This window comes from Saccharicrinis sp. 156, assembly GCF_050589685.1.
Taxonomy (GTDB): domain Bacteria; phylum Bacteroidota; class Bacteroidia; order Bacteroidales; family Marinilabiliaceae; genus Saccharicrinis.
In genome coordinates, this window is sequence record NZ_JBNGOS010000023.1 from 40,727 (window position 1) to 60,706 (window position 19,980).

9 protein-coding genes are annotated in these 19,980 nt (G+C 38.4%); 7 read left to right on the forward strand and 2 right to left on the reverse strand.

The genetic code is table 11. The annotated features are described in order from the left end of the window. A partial coding sequence (locus ACRD64_RS15050; RefSeq protein WP_430934273.1) for an immunoglobulin domain-containing protein occupies positions 1–5,273 on the forward strand: 5,273 nt, incomplete at its 5' end. A 690-nt stretch (positions 5,274–5,963) separates the two neighbouring features. On the opposite strand, the gene ACRD64_RS15055 is transcribed toward ACRD64_RS15050, so the two are convergent. Beyond that, complete coding sequence (locus ACRD64_RS15055) at positions 5,964–7,625, reverse strand: T9SS type A sorting domain-containing protein (protein ID WP_430934274.1); 1,662 nt, start codon at positions 7,623–7,625, stop codon at positions 5,964–5,966. A gap of 1,560 nt (positions 7,626–9,185) precedes the next feature. Between ACRD64_RS15055 and ACRD64_RS15060 the strand changes: the two genes are divergently transcribed. Further along, the gene (locus ACRD64_RS15060; protein ID WP_430934275.1) at positions 9,186–10,619 is read left to right on the forward strand and encodes an MBOAT family O-acyltransferase; all 1,434 of its coding nucleotides are present in this window, start codon (positions 9,186–9,188) and stop codon (positions 10,617–10,619) included. A gap of 103 nt (positions 10,620–10,722) precedes the next feature. Next, entirely contained in the window at positions 10,723–11,595 is an 873-nt protein-coding gene (locus tag ACRD64_RS15065; RefSeq protein WP_430934276.1) for a hypothetical protein, read from the forward strand. Between the two features lie 833 nt (positions 11,596–12,428). On the opposite strand, the gene ACRD64_RS15070 is transcribed toward ACRD64_RS15065, so the two are convergent. Next, on the reverse strand, positions 12,429–13,292 hold the full coding sequence (locus ACRD64_RS15070; RefSeq protein WP_430934277.1) for a hypothetical protein: 864 nt from the start codon (positions 13,290–13,292) through the stop codon (positions 12,429–12,431). 112 nt (positions 13,293–13,404) lie between these two features. On the opposite strand from ACRD64_RS15070, the gene ACRD64_RS15075 reads away from it, so the two are divergent. The 4 genes from ACRD64_RS15075 (at position 13,405) to ACRD64_RS15090 (ending at position 19,960) form a co-directional block, all read left to right on the forward strand. After that, positions 13,405–14,463 carry a hypothetical protein gene (locus ACRD64_RS15075; RefSeq protein ID WP_430934278.1) on the forward strand — a complete coding sequence of 353 codons (1,059 nt, stop codon included), beginning with the start codon at positions 13,405–13,407 and terminating at the stop codon, positions 14,461–14,463. 680 nt (positions 14,464–15,143) lie between these two features. Continuing rightward, on the forward strand, positions 15,144–16,406 hold the full coding sequence (locus ACRD64_RS15080; RefSeq protein WP_430934279.1) for a T9SS type A sorting domain-containing protein: 1,263 nt from the start codon (positions 15,144–15,146) through the stop codon (positions 16,404–16,406). 651 nt (positions 16,407–17,057) lie between these two features. Next, entirely contained in the window at positions 17,058–17,855 is a 798-nt protein-coding gene (locus tag ACRD64_RS15085; RefSeq protein ID WP_430934280.1) for a hypothetical protein, read from the forward strand. Positions 17,856–18,052: 197 nt separating this feature from the next. Beyond that, positions 18,053–19,960, forward strand: coding sequence for a polysaccharide biosynthesis protein (locus tag ACRD64_RS15090; protein WP_430934281.1), 1,908 nt, complete (start codon positions 18,053–18,055; stop codon positions 19,958–19,960). Positions 19,961–19,980: the final 20 nt, after the last annotated feature.

Sequence of the window (19,980 nt, forward strand, 5' to 3'; positions counted from 1 at the left end):
CGGAATTAGCGAATTGTACAGGCCTGGTGAATCTGTTCCTGTATCAGAACGACTTAAGCGGTCTGCCCGACTTGTCTTCTTTGGTTAACCTGCAGCAATTTCCTTTAAAAGGCAACAGGTTTACTTTCGAGGATATCGAGCCCAATGTTGGCATAGCCAGCTATTCGCCACAACAATTTATTGGGGAAACGGATACGGTGGACCTTTACGAACAAGATTCCCATACCCTTTCGGTAGCGTGCGGGGGAAGCGAAAACCTATACCAATGGTACAAGGATGGCGTTGAAATTCCCGGGGCTGCTTCCAATGAATACCAACTGACAGCTATCAGTTCTGAAAATGTCGGTGTATATACCTGCGACGTAACCAGCCTGCTGGTACCTGATTTGACCATTCAGACTAAATCGGTTACGCTTAATGTTAATCCCACATCACTGGAGCTCACTTCTCCCAACGGGGAGGAAGTTTGGATGGGAGGAACTAATCAGGATATTATCTGGAACTCGACGGGAACCGGGGGCAATGTGCATATCGAGTACTCAACAAATTCAGGAAACGACTGGAACGATGTGGTTGCCAATACACCTGACGATGGAATATTCGAATGGGTTATTCCAAACGAATTTTCTTATAATTGCCTTGTAAGAGTAAGTGACCTTGATGCATATCCAACGGACAGAAGCGATAATATCTTCAGTATGGTATCACCCACAGCATCCGACTCGCTTGCACTCATAGCCCTTTACGACGCCATGGGCGGGGACAACTGGACCAACAACACAAACTGGAAAACAGGACCTGTATCCTCGTGGCACGGCATCTCAACAAGCGGGAACAGGGTCACAGGTATCGACCTATTGGCCAACAACCTTGTTGGGACGGTTCCTGCCGAGATCGGCAATCTGACCGAGCTGACCTATCTGGGCTTGACCAACAACAGCCAATTGTCTGGTTCTATTCCTCCCGAATTAGGGAATTGTACCAAGCTAAGAACCATATTTATGGCCAGATGTGATTTCTCGGGTGAAGTTCCTGTTGAGATCGGCAATTGTACAGACTTGATGAATTTGTTCCTCTATCAGAATGACTTTAGCGGTCTGCCTGACTTATCCTCGCTTGTTAATCTGCAACAGTTCCCTGTCAATGGCAACAGGTTTACCTTCGAGGATATCGAACCCAATGTTGGCATGGCCAGCTATTCGCCACAACAATACATTGGGGAAACGGATACGGTGGGCCTTTATGACGAAGACTCCTTTACTCTGTCGGTAACTTGCGGGGGAAGCGAAAACCGGTACCAATGGTACAAGGATGGCGTTGAAATTCCCGGGGCAACTTCCAATGAATACCAATTGACAGCTATCAGTTCTGAAAATGTAGGTGTATATACTTGCGACGTGACCAATCTACTGGTACCAGGATTAACTATTCAGTCAAATCCGGTTACATTAAACGTTAATACCACATCGCTGGAGCTCACTTCTCCCAACGGGGAGGAAGTTTGGCTGGGAGGCACTAATCAGGACATTACCTGGAACTCGACGGGAACCGGGGGTAATGTGCAAATCGAATACTCAACAAATTCAGGAAACGACTGGAACGATGTGGTTACCAATACCCCTGATGATGGAATATTCGAATGGGTTATTCCAAACGAATTTTCTTATAATTGCCTTGTAAGAGTAAGTGATATTGATGCATATCCAACGGACAGAAGCGATAATATCTTCAGTATGGTATCACCCTCGGCATCCGACTCGCTTGCCCTCATAGCCCTTTACGACGCAACGGATGGAGATAACTGGACCAACAATACAAATTGGAAAACGGGGCCGGTATCCTCCTGGCTCGGCATCTCAACCAAGAACAATAGGGTCACAGGTATCGACCTTATGGCCAACAACCTTGTCGGGACGGTTCCTGGCGATATCGGCAATTTGACCGAGCTGACCTATCTGGGCTTGACCAACAACAATCAACTATCGGGTTCTATCCCTCCTGAGTTGGGCCATTGCACCAAGCTGAGGACTATATTTATGGCCAGGTGTGGTTTCACGGGCGATGTTCCTGCGGAATTAGTGAATAGTACAGGCCTGGTGAATTTGTTCCTCTATCAGAACGACTTAAGCGGTCTGCCCGACTTATCCTCGCTTGTTAATCTGCAACAGTTCCCTGTCAAGGGCAACAGGTTTACTTTCGAGGATATCGAGCCCAATGTTGGCATAGCCAGCTATTCGCCACAACAATACATTGGGGAACAGGATACGACAGACCTTTATGACGAAGGCTCCTATACCCTGTCGGTAACGTGCGGTGGAAGCGACAACCGGTACCAATGGTACAAGGATGGCGTTGAAATTCCCGGGGCTACATCATATGAATATCACCTAACAGATTTACAAACAGAGGATGCCGGCGTGTATACCTGCGACGTGACAAATGCGCTGGTACCTGATCTGATCATTCAGTCAAATCCGGTTATGTTGAACGTTAATGCCACATCGTTGGAACTTACTTCTCCTAACGGGCAGGAACTTTGGTTGGCTGGTTCTAACCAGGATATTACTTGGACTTCAGCAGGAACGAGCGGTGATGTCCGTATTGAGTACTCAATAAATTCCGGAACCGACTGGACAGATGTGTCCTCCAATACTCCGGATGATGGAGTATTCGAATGGATTATTCCAAACGAACTTTCTTTTAATTGCCTTGTAAGGGTAAGTGACCTTGATGCATATCCAACGGACAGAAGCGATAATAGCTTCAGTATAGTATCCTCTTTGGGCAATGACTCGCTTGCACTCATAGCTCTTTATGATGCGACAGACGGAGATAACTGGACCAATAATGCTAACTGGAAAACAGGACCTGTATCCTCCTGGTACGGTATCACAACCAGCGGAAACAGGGTTACCAGTATAGATCTGATAAATAATAACCTTGTTGGAACGATTCCGTCAGAAATCGGCAATTTAACAGAGCTGACCTATCTGGGATTAACCAACAACAGCCAGCTATCTGGTTCTATTCCTCCCGAATTAGGGAATTGTACCAAGCTAAGAACCATATTTTTGGCCAGGTGTGATCTTTCGGGTGATGTTCCTGCGGAATTAGCGAATTGTGCAGACTTGATGAATTTGTTCTTATACAATAACAACCTAAGCGGTCTACCCGACTTAACTTCTCTAGTTAATCTGCAGCAGTTTCCAGTCAGAAACAACAGGTTCACATTCGAGGATATCGAACCCAATGTTAGTATTTCCAGTTATGTTTCGCAACAGAAAATTGGAGAAATAGATACTGTGGAGTTATATAACGAAGACTCCTATACCCTGTCAGTTACCTGTGGTGGAAGCGACAACCGGTACCAATGGTACAAGGACGGAGACGAAATCCTGGGGGCCACATCACTTGAATATCACCTAACAGAACTGAGCACGGAAGATGCAGGTGTGTATACCTGCGACGTGACCAGTCCGCTGGTACCTGATTTAACCATACAATCAAACCCGGTTACAATGAATGTTGGTATTACATCGTTGGAGCTTATTTCTCCTAATGGGGAAGAAATATTACAAAGTGGTTCTGATTATGTAATAAGATGGACTTCTTATGGGGACATTGATAATATCCGATTAGAATACTCGACGGATAACGGGGAAAGCTGGAATGAAATAATAGCCAGTACACCTAACGATGGAACTTACTTATGGTCGTCCATCCCTGTTGAGTCTTCTTCAAACTGTCTAACTCGTATCAGTGATATTGATGGCTATCCTTATGATACAAGTGATGCGGTTTATTCTATTATATCAATATCTATGATAAACATAACAGCGCCCAATGGAGGTGAAAGCTATGAACTTGGCACTGGTCATTATATTAGATGGACCTCGATGGGAACCAGTGGTGATGTCCATATCGAATACTCAACAAATTCAGGAACCAACTGGATCGATGTAGTGTCCAATACTCGGGATATTGGGGTGTATTATTGGAACTTCCCATTTGAACTTTCCAATAATTGTTTGGTGCGCATAAGCGATGTGGATAATGATCCTGTTGATGTTAGTGATGCCGAGTTTATTATTACCGGAAATCTGGAAACAGACTCGCTTGCGCTTGCAGCTCTTTATGATGCAACCGATGGAGACAACTGGACCAACAATGCAAATTGGAAAACAGGACCCGTGTCCTCTTGGTATGGTGTTTCAATTAGCAGAAACAGGGTCACAGGTATCGACCTTATGGGCAACAACCTTGTTGGGACAGTTCCTTCCGAGATCGGCAACATAACTGAGCTGACCTATTTGGGCTTGACCAACAACAGCCAGCTATCGGGCTCAATTCCCCCTGAACTGGGCAATTGCACCGAGCTGAGAACTATATTTATGGCCAAGTGTGATTTCACGGGCGATGTTCCTGCTGAATTAGTGAATTGTACCGGCCTGGTGAATCTCTTCCTCTACCAGAACGACTTAAGCAGTTTGCCCGATTTCTCTTCTCTTGCCAACCTGCAACAGTTCCCTGTCAAAGGTAATAGGTTAACATTCGAGGATATCGAGCCTAATGTTGGCTTGGCCAGCTATTCGCCGCAACAATACATTGGGGAAACGGATACGGTAGACCTTTACGAACAAGATTCGTATACCTTGTCGGTAACGTGTGGGGGAAGCGAAAACCGGTACCAATGGTACAAGGACGGAACGGAAATCCCAGGGGCGACGTCAACCGAATATCATTTAACAAGCGTACAGTCCGAAGATGCCGGTATATATACCTGCGACATGACGAGTCCGTTGGTACCTGATTTGACCATTAGCTCAAACCCGGTAACGCTGAATGTTAGTGATGCCTTGATTGGTAATGCAGTTCCCTTCATTTCAGGAACCAACAATACTTATGAAGTAAACTCAGTTGATGATGAAGTTTGGCAAGGAAATACCGCTTTGATGGAATCTGTTGCTACCAAATTAATAGCTTCCAGTGAATCAGATAATTCTTATGATCGAGCGGAGGAGGAAGTTGATATAACTCTCTATCCAAATCCAACTAATGATTATATTAATATAGAGTTGCTACTTAAGAATTCAAGTGAGATCATTATTTCTGTACTTGATCAGAATGGTCATTTAATTCTGATCGATAAAAAGAATGCAGAAGAAGGTATATTTAAATCAGGTTTTAATGTCAGCAAAATTGCAAAAGGATTATACTATGTTCAAATACAAACAAAAGATTTCTCTTCAACCAAGAAATTGGTAGTTTATTAGCGGAAATAACCAGAATGTGTAAATGACAATTAGTAATTAGAAAGATAAAGGCAACTTAATACTGTATAGTTAAAATTACTTTGCCTTCAACGGTGGAATTACTGTATTTCAAGCGTGTTAAGAAGGAAAACGATCAATATAAAGAGTCGGAAAAAATTCTCCGGCTCTTTTTTTTACAGAAGAAAAAAAGATAGCAATTGGTAGCGTAAAATTTGAAAAGGTAGTTATGCTGCAAACCATAATCAGAGATTTGTCACACAAGCCAATATCAAAATTGATTTTGCTTACAAAAGATAACCGGGCAAAAATGAGGTACACTAGATAAATAGTAAAAAGGAGGATGATTACCTGAAAATGAGTGGAAATTCAGATGTGAGGTTTTTAATAGTAGGCAACATTGCCTGAAAATACAAGGTGACCTTACTGGGGAGGCTACAACTGATTTTGCGCCAAGTATTTAGTTTTTATTTCATGAACAGAACGGGGCAGTCTGAATGGAAAAGTTATGTTAAAAAACAACACCAAACTGTTGGTTTTCATTATTTTTTAGGCTAAAAATGTAAAAGAGCCGAGATTCTGTATCCCGACTCTTTTGATTATGTTAATAATCTCTTATTTCTGTTTATACCTGTAAGTATTAACCTTACAGATATTACAATCCGTAAAATACAAAAAAAACTATGATTTTAATTAAAGATTGTCTTTTGTAACAAAGCATGACGAATTATATGTACCATCACTTAATATAATGGTATATACACCTTCCTGGAAATGTTTCATATTGATAACATGTTTATAATCTCCATTCTTACTGGATTTACTTTCACCAGTATTAATGTCGCTGTTATAAACAATATTGCCACCATCGTTAATAACTTTAATGCTAACAAATGAACTTTCTGTTTGATATGTTAGGTATACCAGATCATGGGTTGGATTAGGGGAATAACTTGTAAACTTTATTGTAGGGAAAACTATATTTGGATTATATTCAAAAGGACCCAAGTCGGGTGCTGATCCTGAATATGGAATACCCACATACACTCCTTTGTCAATCAAGTCACTGGTCGAACTTAGTTTAAACGCGTCCCCAATATCAGGCAGCGATCCATCTGCTTTTCTCGGTGCGCTCAATATCGCCTGCGTTGCAGCAGAATCGGGCAACAAGGCCCATTGAGAATCTTCCTGGTTGTGGGACCACCCAATTGTATTATTGTACGTATATAAATAACCGTCGGATTTCCAGACCCAGGTATTATGGTCCCCTTGCCAAAACTCGGATTTTTTACCCCCGCAAGAAACCAGATTTAATTGATCTAAGGATTTGTTTGTGTTGTTGTAATTAATGTTGTTGTGGAATTTTAAATAGGTGTCGCCCACGGCACAGTCCCAATCGCCTATTATGGACTGGAACCCTATTTCGCATTTATAGGAAAGGTTGTTGAAAAAATTACCAATAGGGCCATTGGTTTGGTGGTGGATATTCTGGAAGGAGTATGCGGGCCCTTTGTTCCAGGCAGCAATACAGCGTTGCGTGATCCGGTTCTCGGCATGTTCTATATATCCAGGGCCATATTTTATTCCAACACCGGCACCGCCACTCAAAAAACCGTTGCAAAAGGTCCAGCAACCATCGACTAACATTTCAGTTGCCCAGCTGGCCTCTATTCCATCATCGGAACATCGCCATGCCCTGCAGCCTATCATTTCGCCGTAGTCTGTGGTCTCACCCCCACTGGCAATGGCAAAACCATCGGGTTTGTTGCCCGGATCGTCCGACTTCAGGTTATAGTGTTCGTAACTGTCGTTGTTGTAACAGTACAGTGTGTCCCAGGCATTTATTGTAAAACCGTAGCCCCCGCTGTTCCGGCTTATGCAGTTCTCTATTTGAATGGTTCCGTTTTCATAGAAAACAGCCTGGCGGATTATTTGGTTCCATTTGTTTTGCCACTTGTTTTGAAAAACCAGACCCTTGAACAACACATAGCTTGTATGCCATGCTTCAAACAGTTCTTCGTAATTGGTTGTGTTTGTTCCGTCCAGTATTGGGGTCTCGCCAGGATAGTTCATAAAACATATCCAGTTGTTGCGGGTTCCGCTATTGCCATGTCCCGTCCTAGGGTCATAGGTAACTTTTTCTCCCGAACCTACGTAGTATGTTCCCCCTCTGAAGTAGACTGTGTCGCCGGCCTGGGCAGAATCAAATGCCTTTTGCCAGGTGCCGAATGGTAGTTCGTACGTGCCCGGATTGTTGTCGTCCCCGTACACGGCTACGTAATAGTCACCACCGATATCTTGTGCCGACAGAAGTATTGGCAGTGATACCAGTAATGTTAAAAATAAATTTTTCATGTTGTGTTGATTATTGTGTTGTTAATAATGCAAATATAGTTATAATGTTGATATTTTTATACCTCATAAAATTTGAAGGTGAATTTGCATTTCGCCAAATGTGCATACGCATCATTATACTATAATGTTTCATAATAATTTGCAAAAAAAACGGTTGAGAATAATTTGGCATATATATATTATTTGCTTTTGGCAATACCGCTAATCCCAATGGGGTTTCTATCTCTCTTAGAAATGTAGGAGCATTTATGAAGGATTTTTGGGAAATAGGCTTTGATATAAATGAGATCGGCAGATTTTTTGCAAAGTTTCTGTGCAGTCTTTTTGGGTTCCACTGACAAGAGGAGGTTGTATATATACTATTCCTCACGACTGATTAATTCTTTTTATGCATACGAATTACTGGAAGATCAAATATTAACGTTTGGGGCAATGGCACCCTCAATGATTCGTTTTTTAAGACCATATTTTGATGAAATTCACCTCCCAGACCTTAAGTATAATGCTTTAACAGCTGAGGCTTCCTATTCGATTTAGTCAAAAAATGGGCTAATTGTATTCCCAATTCAAAAATATTTGATTTATATGGTATTACAGAAGCGACATTCTATTGCACGTCGAATCGGATAAACAGAAATTGCAACAAAAAACCTTAATGGCATGCTTTCTATGGGTAAGCCGATGATGAGGGTAATGGCTATAATTTGTGATGAAGATGGAAATGTTGTTGAATATAGTGCAAAAAAGGAGTTGTGCGAGGCCTGAGCACATGTTATTACAGGTTTTTTAGAAAAAAAAAGAATAGATCTGCATTCTTTGATATGAGCATTGACGGAATAGCTTATCGTTTTTATAAAACTGGTGACGGTTGTTTTTATGAGGACGGACGTATTATAATTAAAAGGGCGTTTAGGCCATCAGGTTAAGGTGCATGGATTCCTTATTGAATAAGGAGAAATAGAGTGTCATGCAAGGGAATTTACAAAGGACTTAATGTGGTTGTAATCCTCTTCAATAATATTTAAGAAAATACTGTTTGTCGCTTTTTGACTATCTAGGATTAAAAACTAGCGTTCCTGCCGTACGGAGGTCCAAAGTACACGTTGCCAACCCCAGTTTCCTCTGTTTTTGTCCTTTCCTGTTCATTTTGTTGATAAAGAACGCTCCTCATCGCTAAGATGATCCTACATCTCTGCTTCAAGGGCACCCTCTAAAAACTCTTTCAATATAGGCGCAAAAACACCGCTTTTTTCCGTTAATGATTTTCCACTTTTTAGCTGCTCCGATTCCAGATCTCGCATCGCAATGTGCATTGATGATTCTTTCTCCTTTGCATTAAGCTGCAATATCAATATTTATTCACTTATGAACAGAGTTGGAATTACAGTCTCAGCTGTATCTCATTTTTTAATTGATATAAAAATCTCATTTTTTTGATACGGTAATTTTCAGCACTTGTCACTTGATTCATCGTGTTTGGTCAAAATGGAAAGGTGGGTATTGTAACTGCGCATATTATTTTGATATTTTAGGGCGTTTTTAATTGTAAAAATTGAGTTAATGGATTTCGTTTCAATTCAGTTCGTCATCGCAGTTATAGTATGCACTATTGTTTATTATAGCTTAGGGAATAGATATAAAAATGGATTTCTTATTTTATTAAGTTGTTTATTTATAGGCAGTTTAGATTATCTTTTATTACCCTACGTAATAATTTATGCTTTATTTAATTATTATATAGGTATAAAATTAGCTGCCACTAGTAAAAAGAAATTGGTATTTAGGATTGGTATATGGATTAACTTGTTACAGCTTGGATTGCTTAAATATGCATCTTTTACTTTTGATCCGATGTTAGATGTATTGGATACCAGTATTCGGTTCTCAAAAATTTCTGAATTTATTGTTCCGTTTGGCATATCATATATAACCCTTCAGGGTATAGGTTACCTCATTAATATTCAGAAAGGGTGGGAGAAACCAGAATCATATTTTCCTAATCTGCTATTGTATTTTACATTTTTTCCAAAATTTTTATCGGGACCCATTGAACGCTCTAATCATTTTATTCCCCAAATTAAAAAATGGGGGTCTTTAAACGAAGCTAATATTATTTCCGGAGCGAGGATAATACTGTATGGATTTTTTAAGAAAGTTGCCATTGCCAATCAGTTAGCTCCTTACGTGCTAAGCAATAACATGGAGTTTAATTCTTCGGATGGATTTAGTTTGTGGACAATATTTTTAGTACAACCATTGTACCTGTATTTTGACTTTTCGGGATATACAGATATTGCCATAGGATTTGCAAAAATGTTTGGAATTGATCTGCTACCTAATTTCAACCGCCCATTCTTTTCTCAGAACATGACTAACTTTTGGAAAAGGTTTCACATATCTCTTTCATCGTGGTTTAACGATTACATTTTTAAGCAAACCATGTTTAAGCGAAGGAAATGGGGCGAGTTTGCGCCGGTTTATGCCCTGATAATTACGTGGGTATTGTTTGGGATATGGCATGGAGCGGGTTGGACTTTTATGCTATTAGGTTTTTTGCAGGCAATAGCTATTATCTACGAATATTTCACCAGGAAATGGAGGAAAAAGTTATTTTCATCAATGGGCCAACCCGTTAGCAAAATGATTGGTCGTATAGCCACTTATTTGTTTTATTGCATATCAATGGTGTTCTTTTTTTCTCCAAGTCTCGGGACGATTGCATTGTTCATGAAAGGACTTTTCACTAAAAGTATGAGTGTATCCCTCGATGGCATTAGCACTATTCCATACATGCTTTTGATTTATATTCCTATCATATTTTTTGTGGAATTGTTGCAAGAAGACTATCCAAACCAATATAATAAAATCGAACGTAACTGGTATAGAAATAGCAAAAGGAACCAGTTTTTAAGATGGACACTTTATTCTTTAATAATCACTATTTTGATAATAGTTGGTTTTGAAGAACAGCAGTTTGTTTACGTGGATTTCTAAATTATTTCCTTTGCTGAATAAAGGCAGGGATGATTAATCGATCATGGCTTTGTGTTTCAAGTGATAAGGTGAGTGGATATACGATATGATTAAAAAAATATATATGAAGAATCTAGTTAAAAAAGGGTTACTTTTTGGTTTGTTTTTACTTCTGTTTTCTTTTATTGTTAATTATCTTTATTACCGGGTTGTTGTGGCAACAGATTGGGACATGGGTAAAAGAATAGAGTCTATTAATTTTGTGGATCCAGACTATGAATTGTTGGTTTTGGGCTCAAGCCTAGCACAATATGGTGTAGATACGGAGTTGCTCACCTCAAAAGGGATAAAAGCATATAATATGGGGATGGTGGGTAGTTCAGTAAAAACAGGATTTATTCAATTAAAGGAGTATATTGAGAATTATAACATAAATCCAAAGTACGTTATATTGGCGGTAAATGCTACTATTGAAACATTTGATCCGACAGGTATTCATCCGGTTGTGGAGTTTACTATGAAAGATCAGGAGTATGACTATAGTGACATTCCGGTATCGAAGTTTAGATGGCAAGGGCATGAATTATTTAAAAAAGCCTTCTCAAAAGAGTACAGGAGCGGTGTTGTTTCGTATGGGCAAGTAAAAAGAACTAAAGTCGTTCCTGATAATTCTGACTATAAAGAGGAACTTCTGGACTTAGATGAATATAAATCTGCAGATTGGATAAAAGAGATTGCCGTGCTTTGTGATAAAAACAATATTGAGTTATTTGTCGTTGAAATACCGACAGTGAATGAATATCAGAATCTTTCAGACGTTGGGCCTTACAAAATTAAATATAGTGAGGGGTGTACCGTGAATCTTTATAATTTTAATTCAAGAGAGTTTTGTTCTTTTATAAACCAATCTGAGGATTGGGTAGGGTTATCTCATTTTAATGCTAAGGGAGCAGCTAAATTTACTCAGGAGTTGGTGAGAACGATTCCATTGGATTAAATTGATTCGGGTAATAATTGGTTATACTTCGCGCTCTGAAAGAAGAAAAAGTAATGGTATAGTAAAGCCGGGAATAATTTTCCGGCTTTACTGTTAATGCCTTTCACCTTTACTTAAAGATCCTATGCAAGAGATTACTGACCGACTCAGTATTGTTTAGTCTATCGTATTGATTTATATAGCAAGCGTTTTAAACGAGTAAGCATACTGTATGGGTAATTAATCCGCCTTCAGGCAAAAGCGTTAAAAAAATCAGTATTCGAAGCGTTAAGAAAGAATTTTGGCGATAAGTGAGTGTAATATTAAGCTTGCTTAGGTATTAAAGAACGGAGCAAAAAATAAATAAAAGTAAAAGCTGTTTGAACGTAGTAAGCCTGTCTGGTCGGGAGGCGGGTTTTTTTTAAGGGATGAGCACTTATTTTTAGCTTTTTCATGTCAGAAACGGGTTTTTTTCCGTTTTGCAGCTGCAGGCAATTCGAGCGTAGCCGAAATCATGAACACCGTTGAGATATAAAAACAGAGGTGAACTTAAAATGAAAAGCCCGTCGGTATCAGAAAAAAAGCTTTAGGTTTTTAGTAGGGTGGTTTTGTAGGATTCTAGTGTATGCAAGAGACGATTATGTAAATGTTGGTGTTTCGTTAATTAGAGATTTTATTTGGACTTAAAATTAACATAGAATATATCAAGCGTTTACTGCTTGCGGAATATTTGCTAACTGCGTGTTGTATATTGATTGAAACCCCGAATTAAAGGCACACTGGCCTGTCTCGGGGTATGATTTTCTCCAAAAAGTTATCTTCGAATCGATAAATTATGGTAGTAGCGACTAGCTTTATTCGCCAGTTAGAGCGGTGGTTTCCCCATTGTTCTCAATCACATCTATTATTCTGTTGAAGAGTAGTTTTGAAGCTCTGGTTGAAAATTCCTTGTTGGGGTGCGAATCATTTTTAGAAACTGCATATTCTTCTTTTAGATACAAACCTCCTTCGGTTTCTAAGCTATATAAGTCCCACAAATAGATGTTGTCATTTTCCAAATCCCATTCGTTCCTTACCCATTCAAAGAATTTCCTGGCTCTGCGAGCCTGGTCTTCGGGTAAGTTACTTTCTACTTGCACGGCTCCCGTAAACAGAATGAATTTGTTCTTAGGGAAAGTATGAAGTTTATCCCTAAGTGCCAAATATTGAAGCTTATAGTTGGCTATTGTTCGTGCAGAAGAATTAATGTCTGCAGAATCCAGGTCTTCCCTTATGTTGGTCACCGGAAAACAGTGTTTAAAAGTAATAACCTGATAATCTTTGGTAAGTATCTCTAAAGTAGGTTCTTTCTTAAATGGTTTGTCGCCAGCATTTTTTACCCATATGTTATAATAATCGAAAGGATTGTTATTCCAGCCGTAGGGCGAAGCTTTGGGAAAATCCATTTCTGAAATAGAATAATTTCGCTTATGATTTTTGTTATAAGATTTAAAATAAGATGGTAACAACGCTTTTTTGCTTAACTTATCATCGATAGATGGAGATATTTTTCGAATTACCCTTCTTAAAAGTGAAGGAGGTTGGCCATGCCAAATGTAATTTCCAGTGCTATGATGAAGAAATAATATTTTAATATCAGGTTTCTCAGCTTCTTGCTTACATGACATTATGGGGAGAAACAAAATAAAAACTAATAGTAATAAAAGGTTTGTCTTCATAATAAATTAGTTTATAAATATTAATTTTAAGTTGATCTTTTTATGGGTTAATGTGGTTTGTTCTAAAAATACGTATATTTATTATTCTTTTATAAATTTTTTGACAAATACTATGAAAAATAATACTGTACTAATTGCTGTTGGTTTACTGATAATAAATGTTATTTCATGTGAGAGTAACAATAAGGAAAATAGAATACTTCCAACAGATGAAATACCTCCAATAACCACTTATAAGGATTCTCAGATAGTTGCAGATCATAACGTAGTAGAATTGTATGATGATATTCCTCAGCGGTGGATTGATAGTGTGAAGACAAAATTGGTTTGGATTCAGGGCATGTCACACGGCTATGGTTATTTTAGAGGTGCTGAATTGTTGGAGGCCATAGACAACAGGTTTCAGGTGGAAATTTGGTATCATACTGCTGAACCGGAAGATGTCGGGAATGGATTAAGGTTGGGGCGGCCTCTTTTTGGGAGCGAAAGTAGCTGGACTCGACCGGCAGGAATCGATGCAACAAATAAAGCTATTCGTAATCTTTACTATAAAAGAAACCCATATGATTTTGTGTGGTTTGGCTGGAGTTATCAATCTACTTGGCAGAACGGTTTGACAGATCGGGATCCCATCTATGACGTAGGGTGGGCTGGATCGACGCAAAGTGGCCCTGACGGGAACCTCGCATGGGGACTAGATGCAGAAGACCAGGTATTAACCGGTAACAGGGTTTGTATGGATACTTATCTAGACGCAGTGGAGCAGTTTAACCAATATTGTACCGCCAATGCGATTGATACAAAATATTTTTTCTCTAATGGTGTAGTGGACTTAAATGCCGGCACGGAACTTGGATTTCAAAGAGAATTAAAAAATCAGCACATCAGGAATTATATATCGGGTAGAGCAGGGGTGACTTATTTTTTTGATTATGCGGATATCTTAATCCATAATGATAAAGGTGAAAAGTATCAGGTCAAATGGAATGACAATGGAAAAATTAGGCTGCACGATCAGATTCATCCTGATAATTTGTCCGACAATACTGGTGTAGAAATAGGAGAAGGTGTGATGGATGACCATGTCGGTGATGTAGGGGCAGTACGTTTGGCCAAAGCCATGTGGTGGTTATTGGCCAGGGCATCCGGTTGGGATGGCAAGTCGCAATGAATTATGGTGGCAATATAGAGTATCCCGGATGTTGATTGTGCGGCAATAGCCAGCGCTGTTTCGACTTGTGCAATTCTTTATCAGATGCATATTGCGGGTTTAACCCGGATTATGTATTGGAGGTTCGTCATGAGCATTGCAAGTACAATAAAACAAGGCATTACTGAAACGAGGCATAGCATCGTTCTGGTGTGTTGAAGTGATGCAACGAAGTGCCTTGTTTTAAAGTAATTTCAATGTGTAATAGAATTTATAATGCATATTGCGGGTTTAAAGTATCTCCTAATTATCTATGAATAAATAACAGTTCTATTGAGAATCAGATAAATAGTCTTATGGAATTATGTAACCTTTCTTTTGGTAATTCGTAAAGAAGTTTGTAATTATAAATTGTTATTTATTGAAGCGATCTCTTTTATGGGAAATAATAAAAGTATCCTTAAATTTGTAACATCAATAGGATAGAGACAAGTTTTTTTAACGTTTCGTATAAAACAATTAAAATATTAATAATATCGAAGTTCATTATTATTGTTATTTTTGTATGCCGAATTTAAACAACTACAATAACTGGAAGATAGGTGGTAACAGCTGAGAATAAGTTTTTTGAGGATTTTTAATTGAATTCTGAATAAAACCGGAGTTGTTAATAAAAGTGAAAAAGATTAAATTTTTGAGTTATGATTAAGAGTATGAAAAGGTTTGTATTGTATTTGTTTTTGTTTCAGTCATCTTATTTGGTGACAGGACAGGTAATTGCGGATCATACTGTAGTGGAATTGTATGATGATATCCCTCAAGAGTGGATTGATGTTGTTAAAACAAAATTGGTCTGGATCCCCGGGATGTCACATGGTTATGGATATTTCAGAGGGGCTGAGCTTCTGGAGGAGTTAGATGGTCGGTTTCAGGTGAATATTTGGTACCATACGGATGCACCAGCGAATTTAAGTGAAGGATTGCGGTTAGGGAGACCTCTTTTTGGTAGTGAAAGTAGTTGGACACAACCCGCAGGAGTCGACGCGACAGAAAAGGAAATTAAGAATCAATTTGATAATGGAAATCCATATGATTACATGTTGTTTGGATGGAGTTATCAGGCCACATCAGAAAATGGTTTAGGAGGCGGATTGGATCCTGAACATAAAATACATTGGGCAGGTTCAACCAAAAGCGGAATAGATGGCAATTTGCGATGGGGATTAGACGAAGGGGATGTAGACTTAACCGGTAATAGGGTGTGCATGGATACCTATATTAATGCGGTAAACCAATGGAATGATTATTCCTCGGATAATAGTTATGTTACAAAATACTTTTTTTCTAATGGTGTTGTCGATGGAAACGAGGGAACTGAACTTGCGTTTCAAAGAGAGTTAAAAAATCAACATGTTAGGGATTATGTGGACGAGTATGGCAACAGTGATACTTATTTCTTTGACTATTGTGATATTTTAATACATAATGATGCAGGTGAGAAATATCAGGCAAATTGGAATGATAACGGAACTGTTCGTATTCACGATCAAATTCACCCGGATAATATGATCGATGTAACTACATCTTTGCAGGAAGGAATAATGGATGATCATATTGGAGATGTTGGAACGATAAGGCTTGCCAAAGCCATGTGGTGGTTGTTGGCAAGAGCTGCAGGATGGGACGGTACACCTGATGGTGTTACCACTGACGATAAGCATATTCAAAATTCCGCATCTTTATCTAAAGTATATGTAACGAATGACGAAATACGAGTTGAATTAGATGAATCTTTGGGTTATGAGAGACTAGACTTATACAATATTAGCGGAGTATTGTTGGAAAACATTAAAATTGATAGTGACCAATGTGTTTTTAATGTTTCAGGTTATCCCGCTGGTATATATATAGTAAAAATGTCTAACCCAAGCACATCAACCGTAAAAAAGGTGTTGGTAAGATAGGGTAGGAATATCACAAATCAACCAAGTTAGCGTTGCAATCAATAATTCCTGTTGCAAATTGATAGATTTTCGCACTACTATTAAGCGACATATCTTCTTGGTGTTGACAATATTGTATAAATGAAAAACCCCGTTTTGGTATTTTTTTGGCCAAAATTGGGTTTTTTGGTGTATAGGTAAATTGCGAAATGTCTCTGCTTTTTATTACAAAACTTTATCACATGTTTTCTTTTGCAATACATGGACAGAAGAAAGTTTAGAGGGGATGAAGCGAAAAAATGGTTCTTAGCCATAAAAGTTTTTTTACTGTGATAATCCAATTTATATAGGTCTGAAAAAGTTTTGTTTACTATCCGAAGCTTTTTAATATTGGAGGAGTCATGCATAGGTAATCGAAATTAACAACCAAAATTCGAAGTTTAATTTTTCGGGTTTACCGGACGGGATGTATTTGGTAAAGCCTTCAAAATAGGGAAAGTACGAAACGATCAAAGTAGTACTTCAATAAAAAAAGTAAGCTTAACTTAGTTTTCCCGATTGAGGAAATGTATTTACCTAATGAATACATGTTTTCGTCAAAAAAAGATTTACTTTCAACCGGAAAATGGTGTTATTTGTTGTAAGGTTATTTTACTAAAATATATTAAAACTATGAAGAAGATATTATTTGGAATAATAGCACTATTGTCGATTACGTTAGTGTCTTGTGAAAAGGAATCTGGAGAAGCTCCGGGTAACATTTCAGGTTTAGGAGACAATGAAGGAACTTTGGAAGTAGTTGAAAATTTTGAATTGCCGGAAGATATTTATATTTCAGGTGATATCACGGGTTTTGAGGATTCCGAGGAAAGCTTAGCTGCTTTGAAATCTGCTGGTGCTGTAAGTTCATACAGACATACCCGTTATGGAAGTGGCGATCAGGTTAAACTTAAACTGACACTTCTTAATACAAGTAGCCGTAATAGAACTATTGTTTTTCCAAGAGGATTGGTTTGGGAATGTTTAACTGGAGGATACCAGCATGGTTTGCAGATTCAATCTGTTTGGATTAGTCTAAAACCTAATGAGAAAAGAGCAGTGAATATTGATCTTTATTGTGCGAATATGACAAGGCCTGTTCCTGATAGGTTTGGAACTTATAGGATTTTAGGCGTTACCAGCTCTTCGGTACTTAAAAGGTTGTTAAACTATATAGGCTGGAGAATGGTTAATTATGAAATGTATGAAGCTAATAATCTTAAATCAGCTACAGCAACACCAACTTATGAAGAAATTGTCTTGCAAATACAGGAGATAGTTCATAATCTTACAGATAGGGGTTTAGACTTAACAGATGAGGAAATTGCATTTATTGAAAGTATACCAGAAATACCTGAAGATCAGAGACCTCAAGTAGATGAAAAAGGTAATTACGTTGAGTATTTTGAAGAATATGGTGTAGCCAATTAATTGCGGTAATTCATGTGTGAATAATATGAAAGGGTAGGTTTAAAATAAGCTTACCCTTTTTTAATAACAAATATGCTTAGTTTTAACTAAGCGATATTGAGGTTCATCATAAAATGCTGAATTCTTCCCATCTAAATGCATGTATAACGTATAAAAAGTGATAATTTACTGATGAATTAATAACAAGAAGCGAAATCATGAAGTCAATTTTGTTGAACATATTCAATGGTCGTGTAGTCTCGCCCTGGTGGATTTTATTTATTGACATGGGCATATCGGTCAATGCGTTCGTATTTGCATATATTTTGCGTTTAAATGCTCAGCTATCCGCTTACTCTGTTTCCGAAATGGTAGTTAGTGCATCTTGGGTGTTGACGGTTTATCTGGTATCATATGTTCTTTTTGGATCGTATCGCGGAGTCATAAGGCACAGCAACTATAATGAATTTAAGTTGTTGGGAGTGGCATGTTTTTCAGCTTTTAGCTTTCTGATGATGATGGACGTAGTGTTCAGATTCGTTAACTATAAATTATTGTACGTTCCTGGTTTGGTGTTGATTTTTCATTTCCTGATGACTGCTATATTAAGTTTTTCGTTTAGAATACTTGTGAAGGAAACATATAGATCATTAACCAAAAAAACAGACTCCAGCAATGTTTTTATCTATGGTGCTGGAGAGATGGGACTGATAACATTAGAGGCAATACATAGTGACAGGAACAATAAATACAATGTGATAGGGATAATTGATGATGACATAAGTAAAAGAAATATGATGTTGCATTCTATTCCCGTAGTTAATTGGGAAAAAGCATTGCAAATTGGAGATGCGAAGCAGGCCAGCATTGTTATTCTGGCCATAAATAATATTTCAGTTCAGCGAAAACACGAAATTGCTAACGCCTGTTTAGACAAAGGGTGGAAGCTACAAGTAATGCCATCGGTAGGAAATTGGATAAACGGTATTTCTAACCAAAAACAAATCAGGGATATTCGAATAGAGGATATCCTTGGACGTGAAGAGATTAAATTGAACCAACTTCAAATAATGGAAGGCCTGGAAGGCAAAGTTATTGCGGTTACCGGAGCTGCAGGTTCAATAGGTTCGGAAATAGTACGTCAACTTTTACGTTTCCCGGTTCAAAAAATTGTGATGATTGATATCGCCGAATCTGCATTGTATGATTTACAACAAGAATTGATATTGAGTCATAGTGATGCCCCATTCGACGTTATATTGGCTGATGTCACTAATGAACAGCGAATGCAGGAAGTATTCGAAAAATACAGACCGCAAATTGTTTTCAATGCTGCAGCATATAAGCACGTGCCATTGATGGAAGAATTCCCTTATGAAGCGATTAGAGTTAATATTGGGGGGGTGAAAGTGCTTGCGGATTTAGCGGTTGATTATAAAGTTGAAAAGTTTGTGATGATTTCGACAGATAAAGCTGTAAACCCAACCAATGTGATGGGAGCTTCCAAGCGTGTGTGCGAGATCTATATTCAAGCCCTGTCGCAATTAAAAGATATAAAAACAGAATTTGTTACTACAAGATTTGGAAACGTACTTGGTTCAAATGGTTCCGTTGTGCCGCTCTTTAAAAAACAAATTGAAAGAGGAGGGCCTATTACTGTTACACATAAGGATATAACAAGGTTTTTCATGACAATACCGGAAGCTTGCCAGTTGGTATTGGAAGCGGGTTTTATGGGACATGGAGGTGAAATATTTGTTTTTGATATGGGTGAACCTGTGAAAATTAACGATTTAGCCAAAGAAATGATACGATTATCCGGATTGAAGCTTGGTGAAGATATAGAGATTGCATATACGGGGCTGCGTCCGGGCGAAAAATTATATGAAGAGTTGTTGGCCTCCAAAGAAAATACATTGCCAACGCATCACGAGAAAATAATGATAGCAAAAGTACGCCGGTATGATTATACCTTAGTTAAGGACAGGCTTAATAGCATGTTGCTTGCTCTTAAGATTGAGGGTAATCAATTGTTGGTAAGCCGAATAAAGGAGGTTGTTCCGGAGTATAAATCACAAAATAGCGTTTATTGTGAACTTGATAAAGAGATGACTTTGCAATCCTAAGATCCATTAAAAAACTACTT